The organism is Micromonospora sp. D75 (assembly GCF_018070405.1).
Classification (GTDB): Bacteria; Actinomycetota; Actinomycetes; order Mycobacteriales; family Micromonosporaceae; genus Micromonospora; species Micromonospora chalcea.
In genome coordinates, this window is the sequence record NZ_JAGPXV010000211.1 from 1 (window position 1) to 8,775 (window position 8,775).

Sequence of the window (8,775 nt, forward strand, 5' to 3'; positions counted from 1 at the left end):
GGCCGTTTTCACACCCTGGGGGTTCCACCCGGCCGAGGCGGAGGCGGGACGGTCCGCCGCCCGGCGTGAGGGGGAGCGCGGCGAGGTGGTGCCCGCGGGTGGTTGGCGGCGAGCCCGGCTGGTGTAGCGGGGTCCGGGCGCGCGGTGAGCGGGGCGGGGTCGGGGCGGGCGGTAGGGTGGGCCGCGAGGCGCATCGAGGCATTGCCATGGAAGCGCTCCCATGCAAGAATCGCTGCACGCGGTTCGGGGAGCCACACCGCGAGCTCAGACGTCGAGGGCAGCCGGTTGACCGGCCGACGTCCGGCTCCATCGGCCGGTCCTGCGGACCGGTCGGCACCACCACCCCCAACGCCCGTCCGGGTCGGGCGTCCCCCGAAGTAACCAGTGGCGCGCACGGTCGTTCCCGCAGGGCGACCGCCGCCGCCATTTGCGCCGGGCCGTACGCGGATCCGGTCTCGCCCAAGGAGATCAGTGGCATGAATCTGTGGAGAAGGCTGTCCGGCCGGAACCGGGCGCTCGCGCTGACCAGCGCCGGCGTCCTGGTAGCCGGTGGACTGGTGACCCTCCCGGTCACCGCGGCGCAGGCCGCCACCCAGTGCAGCGTGACCTACACGACCAGCGACTGGCCCGGTGGATTCACCGGCACCGTGACCATCAAGAACATCGGTGACGCGCTCACCTCGTGGAACCTCGGCTTCACCTTCCCGAACAGCTCGCAGCGGGTGGTGAACGGCTGGTCCGCGCGGTGGTCCCAGAGCGGCCAGAACGTCACCGCGCAGAACGAGTCGTACAACGGGTCGCTCGCCAGCGGCGCCAGCACCACCATCGGCTTCAACGGCTCCTGGAGCGGCAGCAACCCCAAGCCGACCCAGTTCACGCTGAACGGCACGGTCTGCAACGGCGGCACGCCGACCACCAGCACCCCGCCGACGAGCACGCCGCCCACCAGCACGCCGCCGACCAGCACCCCGCCCACGAGCACGCCGCCGACGTCGACCCCGCCGACGTCGCAGCCGCCGCCCGGGCAGCGGGTCGACAACCCGTACGCCGGGGTGAAGGGGTACGTGAACCCCGAGTGGAAGGCCAAGGCCGAGTCGGTGTCCGGCGGCAACCGGGTGTCGAACAACCCGACCGCGGTCTGGATCGACCGGATCGCCGCCATCAACGGCACGCCGGACAGCAGCTCCAACGGCGCGATGGGCGTCCGTGACCACCTGGACGCCGCGCTCGCCCAGGGCGCCGGCTACATCCAGTTCGTCATCTACAACCTGCCCGGCCGCGACTGCTCGGCGCTCGCCTCGAACGGCGAGCTGGGCCCGGACGAGCTGCCCCGCTACAAGGCCGAGTACATCGACCCGATCGCCGCGATCCAGGGCGACTCGAAGTACCGGAACCTGCGCATCGTCAACATCATCGAGATCGACTCGCTGCCCAACCTGGTGACCAACACCTCGGGCAACGCGGGCGGCACGGTCATGTGTGACACGGTGAAGGCCAACGGCGCGTACGTGAACGGTGTCGGCTACGCCCTGGCGAAGCTGGGTGCGATCGGCAACGTCTACAACTACATCGACGCCGCCCACCACGGCTGGATCGGCTGGGACAGCAACTTCGGCCCGGTCGCCGACCAGCTCAAGGCCGCCGCGGTCGCCTCCGGCAGCACCGTCGCCAACGTGGCGGGCTTCATCGTCAACACGGCGAACTACTCCGCGCTGAAGGAGCCGTACGTCAAGATCACCGACACGGTGAACGGCCAGACCGTGCGGCAGTCCAAGTGGGCCGACTGGAACCAGTACCTCGACGAGCTGTCGTTCGCCCAGGCGTTCCGGCAGAAGCTGGTCTCGATCGGCTTCGACAGCAACATCGGCATGCTGATCGACACCTCCCGCAACGGTTGGGGCGGCTCCGCCCGGCCGACCGGCCCCGGCCCGTCGACCAGCGTGGACGCCTACGTCGACGGTGGCCGGGTCGACCGCCGCTTCCACACCGGCAACTGGTGCAACCAGGCCGGCGCGGGTCTCGGCGAGCGGCCGCAGGCCAACCCGGAGCCCGGGATCGACGCCTACGTCTGGGTGAAGCCCCCGGGTGAGTCGGACGGCTCCAGCAAGGAGATCCCGAACAACGAGGGCAAGGGCTTCGACCGGATGTGCGACCCGACCTACACCGGTAACGCCCGCAACGGCAACAGCATGTCCGGTGCCCTGCCGGACGCGCCGATCTCCGGCGCGTGGTTCGCCGCCCAGTTCCAGCAGCTGATGCAGAACGCGTACCCGCCGCTCTCCTGAGCCGCGGCCGTACCACCCGCGGCGGCGGGAGTGAGGCACCGCCCGCGCGGGTTCCCCGGGCCCCTGGTCGACGCCCACGTCGACCAGGGGGCCTCGGGCGTCCGGGTCAGGGAACCGTACGCTCGATCGCGGCCCGGCCCAGCTCGTGCAGGTCGTGGCGGGCCCGTTCCAGGTTCTCCGGCGTCATGTCCTGGCCCCGGGCCATCACCAGGTCCTCCGGGTCCCAGGGCTGCTCGGCGCCGGTACGGATGCCGTCCGGCGCCGCGCCCGTGCCGGTGCCGGTCGCGCCGGTCCCGGCCGCGTACGGGTCACCGATGATGTTCGGCGAGCCGGTGTCGGCCACCGCGCCGTCGGGCTCGGTGAAGGTGGGGCTGTCCGGGTCGACGCCGCCGGCGCGCAACTGGGGCACCGTGCTGTCGTCGTCCACCGCCGCGGCCACCTCGGGGGTCTCCTCGAGCGGCCGCTCGCCACCGCGGTCACGATCGGTCATGCTGCTGCCCTCCTGTCCCTTCGCGTGATCCCCTGGGCGTACCCGGTGCGGGCCGCGCCATGCGGACGGTCAGGCGTCGTCGTGGCCGGGCTCCGGCGTCTCGGTCGGGCTCAGCCGTTGCCAGAGCAGCATCAGCAGGCCGAACCCCAACATCGCCGCGCCGGCCCACAGGTTGATCCGCAGGCCCTGTGCCTTGTCGATCTCGGCGGACGTGTCGAAGAGCCCCATCAGGCCGACGATCAGCCCGTACGCGACGAACAGGCCGCCGATGACCCGGCGGATGTCGAACAGCCGGGCCGCCGCCGAGCGGGCCTCGCGGGCGTCCTCGGTCTCGTCGACGAGCGGGTCGTGCGCCTCGCCGCCCTGGTAGTTGCGGTCCGCGTCGTCTGTCATGGCGTGCGTCCCCTCCTCTAGAAGACCGGGATGTAGAACAGGGCGGCGAGGATCACGGCGACGACGCCGAGCAGCACCGGGGAGCGGTACCAGGCGGCGTCGCCGGCCAGCGAGTCGTCGGCGAGCGCGGTGTCGCTGAGGCCGTACACCAGCCCGGTCAGCTGGTCGTCGGTCTTCGGCCGGGTCAGCGGCGTGACGATCGCGGCCACCACCGCGACGGTGGCGAAGGCCAGGCCCGCGCCCCAGAAGCTCTCCTCCAGGTCCGAGTTGAAGCTGATCACGCCGCCCTTGTAGAGCAGGTACGTGGCGGTGGCCACGACGGTGCCGGACAGCAGCGACCAGAACCCGGCCAGCGGCGTCATCCGCCGCCAGAACATGCCGATGATGAAGGTGCCGAAGAGCGGGGCGTTGAACACCGAGAAGAGCGCCTGGATGTAGTTCATGATGTTGCTGAACCCGGCCGCGATGAACGCGGTGCCGATGCCGATCACCACCGCGCCGACTGTGGCGAGCCGGCCCACCTTCACGTAGTGCTCGTCCGACTCGTTGCGCCGGAAGTACGCCTGCCAGATGTCGTACGTGAAGACGGTGTTGAACCCGCTGACGTTGGCCGCCATGCCGGCCATGAACGAGGCCACCAGGCCGGTGACCGCGATACCCAGCACGCCGTTGGGCAGCAGGTCGCGCATGAGCAGCGGGATCGCGTTGTTGTAGACCAGGTCGCCGTCGTCGGCGCCCAGACCTTTGACGGTGACCAGGGCGATCAGGCCGGGGATCACGGTGACCGCGGGGATGAGCAGCTTCGGGTACGCGGCGATGATCGGCGTACGCCGGGCGGCGCTCATGTTCCGTGCGGACAGCGCGCGCTGCACCTCGGCGAAGTTCGTGGTCCAGTAGCCGAAGGAGAGCACGAAGCCGAGGCCGAACACGATGCCCAGCCAGTGCGCGCCGAGCGGGTTGCCGGTGCTGCCGGTGCCCTCCCAGGCGTGCAGGCCGGCCTCGCCGAGCCTGGAGTCGCGGACCGCGTCCATCAGGCCGCTGACGCCGCCGACCTTGACCAGGCCGATGACCGTGATCGGCACCAGACCGGCGATGATCACGAAGAACTGGAGCACCTCGTTGTAGATCGCGCCGGAGAGCCCGCCGACGGTGATGTACGCCAGCACGATCACCGCGCCGACGATGATCGCGAACCAGAGCGGCCAGCCGAGCAGCGCCTGCATGATCAGCGCCAGCGCGTAGAGGTTCACGCCCGCGATCAGCACCTGGGCTACCGCGAAGCTGATCGCGTTGAGCAGGTGGGTGGGGCGGTTGAAGCGCAGCCGCAGGTACTCGGGAACGCTGCGGACCTTGGAGCCGTAGTAGAACGGCATCATCACGATGCCGAGGAAGACCATCGCCGGTACGGCGCCGATCCAGTAGTAGTGCACGGTCATGATGCCGTACTGGGCGCCGTTGGCGGCCATGCCGATGATCTCCAGCGCGCCCAGGTTCGCCGAGACGAACGCCAGGCCGGTGACCCAGGCAGGCAGCGATCGGCCGGAGAGGAAGAAGTCCACGCTGGTGCGGATCGCGCGCCGGGCGGCGAAACCGACGCCGAGCACCGTGACGAAATAGAGCGCGAGGATCAGGTAGTCCACCGCGTTCATGTCCAGACGCAGGCCGCCGCCGCCCATGCCCGTGCTCCCCTCGTGTGCACCGCTGCCCGCACGTACCCCGTTTGCGAAGTTTCATGCCTGCTGGCCGGTCCGCGCGCGACGGAGCCCCGGCCGGGTCGCCGGCCGGGGCTCGGTGGGGTCCTGCGGCGGGCCTCAGCGCCCCAGTACGCGGTCCAGGAAGTCGCGGTAGCCGCGCACGGCCACCCGGAGCTGCTCGGTGTCGGTGGAGCCGGACTCCTGCCACGCGCCGAGCCGGGTGCGCTGCTCGCGCAGGGCGGTGGAGAGCGCCTCGATCGCCTCCTCGACGAGCGACTCGGCCTCGCCGACCGCGGCGCGCGGGTCGTCCACGAAGCGCAGCTGCACGTCGCGCCAGCGGTCCCGGAAGCCCTGCGCCGCCTCCGGCGCGAACAGCGTCGCGGCGTCGGCCGGTACCGCGCCCGGCGTGGGCCGGTCCGCCCCGCCCAGGGCCGTGCCGGCCGCTGCCGCGCCCGCCGCCGCGGTGCCCGCGTCGACGTGGTCGTGGCGCCGGTCGGCGTCCTCGTCGGCCGCGGGGACCGCCTCGGCGTCGGGGTCGACCAGGCCCGGCTCGGCGCTGCCGTACCCGACCGCGCCGTCGGCCGCCGCGTCGTCCCGGACGACACCGTTGGCCCGCGCGTCGCCGTCGACCGCCGCGTCGCCGTCGGCGTGCTCGGCGTCCCAGCGGTCGCGGTCGTGCAGTCGGTCCCCGGCCGTCGGATCGGCCCGCTCGTCGTCCAGCGGGTCGGTCCGGCCCGGCGCGCCGTCGCCCGGCACGGCCGTGTCCTCGTCGCGGGCGTCGCGCTCGTCCTGCGGACGGCCGCTCGCCAGCGCCGACGCGGCGACCGCGTCGCCCACCGTGGCCGCGCCGAACGCCGTCGGCAGCGGCGCCGGCTCGTGGAACGGCGGACGCCCGTCGTCGTCGCGCCCGTCGTCGGTACGGTCGGCCGCGTCGCTCAGTTCACCGGCGTCGTACGCGCGGGTCTCGTCGACCTCGTCGCCCCGGTCGTCGATTCCGTCGTGGCGCCGGTCGTCGGCGCCGAGTTCGCGCCGGTCGTCGGCGACGGCCGGGTCGTCGAAGGTGCCCCGGTCGTCGAGCGCGTCCTCGGGCACGTCGGCCCGGTCGGCGTCGTGCCGGCCGGGGCCGGCGTGGTCGCCCGGCTGTGGCACCGGTACCGGCGCGGACCGGACGGCCTCGGGGTGGTCCTGCGTGACCTGCTGCTCTTCCTGGCGCATGGCGGCGGCCTCCTCAGCGGCTCGTGACGTCGTGGTCGTGGTCGGGGTGGCGCTGCTCCGGCTGCTCCGGCTGCTCCGGCTGCGGCGTCGACGTGGGCACCGGGTCCTCACCGAGCAGGTCGGCGAAGAGGGCCCGGTAGTGCACGAGCGCCTGCCGGAGGTCCTCGGTGCCGGCCTCGCCGCGCTCGTTGCGCTGCCGGATCTCGTGGGCGTCGCGGTAGTGGGTGAGCGTGCGGGCGTGCTCGACGGAGAGGTGGGCGATCTGGTCCGAGAAGTCCCCGGTGGGGTATCCGCGCTCGGCGATCAGGCGGCTGACCAGCTCGTCCGCCTCGCCGACGGTCTCGGTGGGCGAGTCGACGAAGCGCACCTGCAGCTCTTCCCAGGCGGCGGCGTAGCGGGCCCGGGACTCCGGGCTCAGCGGGGTCAGCTCCAGTTCGGCGTGCCGGCGCTCGCGCTCACGCAGCTCGCGTTCGGCCGCGCCGCGGCTGTCCTGCTCGGCGACGACCCGGTCGTACTCCGGGCCGAAACGCTCCCGCAGCGCCCGGCGGCGGCTGGCGACCACGGCGAACGCGGCGAGCGCGGCGATGACGAGGACGACGATGACTATGACGATTACCTGGGTGGACGACATGGCTCCTCCTTCGCCCGCTGGTATTCCCTCATGCGGGTGATCGCCAATCCCGTTGCGCGGCACTTTCCGCCCCGGTCGGGAAATAAGGAGCGGTGTCGCGACCGCCGTCCGGTGCCGGTCCGGTGTCCGACTGCGCCCGCCGTGCCCGTCTCGGACCGTAGTGAGAGCCGAGACGGCCGGTAGTGCATCCGCCCCGGATTACGTATCCTGCCCAAGGCGTCCGGGCCGGGGCCCGGCGTCGTGGCCGGCGAACGTGACGGCCGCTGCCGGCGCCACCGAGCGACACCTTCCCGGGCGAGGTCTGATTGAACACCCGTGACTGGCCGATCCGCGCCAAGCTGACCGCGCTGGTCATCGGCCCGGTGACCGGGCTGCTGGCGTTGTGGATCTTCGCCACCACGCTCACCTTCGGGCCCGCGCTCGATCTGCTCTCCGCCCGTACCCTTCTCTACGACCTCGGCCGTCCCGGCGAGCGCGTGGTGGCGGAGCTGCAACGGGAGCGACGGCTGTCGGTGGTCCAGCTCGCCGGCCGCAGCGCCCTGCCGGCCCTGGCGGAACAGCGCGTACGCACCGACGACGCGATCGTCGAGCTGCGCCGCAAGGTCGACGGCAAGGCCCTGCGCGACGTCGCCGACGAGCAGCTCGACGGCCGCCTCGACCAGCTGGTCTCGGCACTGGACGCGCTGCCCGCCGGACGCGCCTTCATCGACGACCGGAAGGTGGACCGGTCCGGTGCCGTCGGCCTCTACAGCGGGATGATCGGTTCGGCGTTCCAGGCGTTCGGCGCGATGGCAGCGCTGCCCGACGCCCAGCTCAACCGGGAGGCCACAGCGCTCACCGCGCTGGGCCGCTCCCGCGAGCTGCTCGGCCAGGCCGACGCGCTGCTGGCCGGCGCGGTCATCGCGGGCCGGTACGCCGACGGCGAGCACGAGCAGCTGGTCCGGACCCTGGAGAACCAGCGTTTCCTGGCGGAGACGGCGGTCGCCGAGCTGCCGTCCGAGGAACGGACCTCGTACCAGCGGTTGACCGAGGGCGCAGGGTTCGTCAAGCTGCGCGCGCTCCAGGACACCCTGATCCGCTCGTCCGCGTTGCCGGCCCGGTTCGACATGGCCGGCTGGGAGGCCGGCCACGCCGAGGTGTGGCAGAGCCTGCGCGACTTCGAGCTGCGCGGCGCGGACGCCCTGGCCGAGCGGTCGGTGCCGATGGCCACCCGGATCCTCGTCCAGCTCGCCGCCGCCGGTGTGCTGGGTCTCGTCGCGATCGTCGTCTGCGTGCTGGTGGCGCTGCGGGTCGGCCGGTCGCTGGCCCGGCGGCTGACCGGCGTACGCACCGCCGCGACCGAGGTCGCCGAGCAGCGGCTGCCCGACGTGGTCGCCCGGCTGCGCCGCGGCGAGGAGGTCGACGTCGCCCGGGAGGCGCCCGAACTGGACCACGGCGGCGACGAGATCGGCCAGGTGGCGCGCGCGTTCAACGAGGTGCGGCGTACCGCGGTGCGCGCCGCGATCGACGAGGTCACCCTGCGCCGGGGGTTCAACGAGGTGATCCTCAACCTCGCCCGGCGCAGCCAGGGCCTGGTGCACCGGCAGTTGGCGCTGCTGGACCGGCTGGAACGGCGTACCGAGGACCCGGACGAGCTGGCCGGACTGTTCCAGGTCGACCACCTGGCGACCCGGCTCCGGCGGCACGCCGAGGACCTGGTCATCCTCGCCGGCGCCGCGCCCGGGCGGGGCTGGCGCCGGCCGGTCGCCGCGGTCGACGTGATGCGCGGCGCGATCTCCGAGGTCGAGGCGTACGACCGGGTCGACGTGGGTGAGGTGGCGTCGGCCGGGGTGCTCGGCCGGGCCGTCGGCGACGTGATCCACCTGCTCGCCGAGCTGATCGAGAACGCCACCGCGTACTCCCCGCCGGGCACCCGGGTGGACGTCACCGGCCGGACCGTGCCGGGCGGCTACACGATCGAGATCACCGACCGGGGGCTGGGCATGTCCGCGCCGGCCCTGGCCGCCGCCAACCGCAAGCTGGCCGAGCCGCCCGAGTTCGACCCGGCCGGCAGCGCCCGGCTGGGGC

At 72.8% G+C, this 8,775-nt stretch carries 6 protein-coding genes and 1 pseudogene; 2 read left to right on the top strand and 5 right to left on the bottom strand.

Going from position 1 to position 8,775, the window contains the following annotated elements:
- Nucleotides 1-476 precede the first annotated feature (476 nt).
- Complete coding sequence (locus tag KBX39_RS14880; protein WP_210871102.1) at nucleotides 477-2,285, top strand: glycoside hydrolase family 6 protein; 1,809 nt, start codon at nucleotides 477-479, stop codon at nucleotides 2,283-2,285.
- 106 nt (nucleotides 2,286-2,391) lie between these two features.
- On the opposite strand, the gene KBX39_RS14885 is transcribed toward KBX39_RS14880, so the two are convergent.
- The 5 genes and pseudogenes from KBX39_RS14885 to KBX39_RS14905 all read right to left on the bottom strand — a co-directional run bounded on the left by KBX39_RS14885 (nucleotide 2,392) and on the right by KBX39_RS14905 (nucleotide 6,708).
- On the bottom strand, nucleotides 2,392-2,775 hold the full coding sequence (locus KBX39_RS14885) for a hypothetical protein (protein ID WP_210871104.1): 384 nt from the start codon (nucleotides 2,773-2,775) through the stop codon (nucleotides 2,392-2,394).
- A gap of 69 nt (nucleotides 2,776-2,844) precedes the next feature.
- Entirely contained in the window at nucleotides 2,845-3,168 is a 324-nt protein-coding gene (locus tag KBX39_RS14890) for a hypothetical protein (protein ID WP_187694270.1), read from the bottom strand.
- Nucleotides 3,169-3,185: 17 nt separating this feature from the next.
- Nucleotides 3,186-4,844, bottom strand: a complete 1,659-nt coding sequence (locus KBX39_RS14895) for a sodium:solute symporter family protein (RefSeq protein ID WP_064447792.1) — start codon at nucleotides 4,842-4,844, stop codon at nucleotides 3,186-3,188.
- A gap of 708 nt (nucleotides 4,845-5,552) precedes the next feature.
- Nucleotides 5,553-5,765, bottom strand: a pseudogene (locus tag KBX39_RS34065) (hypothetical protein); the annotation flags it as partial.
- A 325-nt stretch (nucleotides 5,766-6,090) separates the two neighbouring features.
- A complete protein-coding gene (locus KBX39_RS14905) occupies nucleotides 6,091-6,708 on the bottom strand; it encodes a hypothetical protein (protein WP_210871107.1) in 618 nt (205 codons plus the stop codon).
- Nucleotides 6,709-7,013: 305 nt separating this feature from the next.
- Here KBX39_RS14905 and KBX39_RS14910 point away from each other — a divergent pair.
- Nucleotides 7,014-8,775: nitrate- and nitrite sensing domain-containing protein (locus KBX39_RS14910; protein ID WP_210871109.1), on the top strand; the 1,762-nt coding region annotated here is incomplete at its 3' end.

Excerpts from the sequence above, each read along its gene's own strand:
- KBX39_RS14880 (WP_210871102.1), top strand. The coding sequence starts at position 477 with ATGAATCTGTGGAGAAGGCTGTCCGGCCGGAACCGGGCGCTCGCGCTG.
- KBX39_RS14890 (WP_187694270.1), bottom strand. The coding sequence starts at position 3,168 with ATGACAGACGACGCGGACCGCAACTACCAGGGCGGCGAGGCGCACGAC.
- KBX39_RS14895 (WP_064447792.1), bottom strand. The coding sequence starts at position 4,844 with ATGGGCGGCGGCGGCCTGCGTCTGGACATGAACGCGGTGGACTACCTG.
- KBX39_RS14885 (WP_210871104.1), bottom strand. The coding sequence starts at position 2,775 with ATGACCGATCGTGACCGCGGTGGCGAGCGGCCGCTCGAGGAGACCCCC.
- KBX39_RS14905 (WP_210871107.1), bottom strand. The coding sequence starts at position 6,708 with ATGTCGTCCACCCAGGTAATCGTCATAGTCATCGTCGTCCTCGTCATC.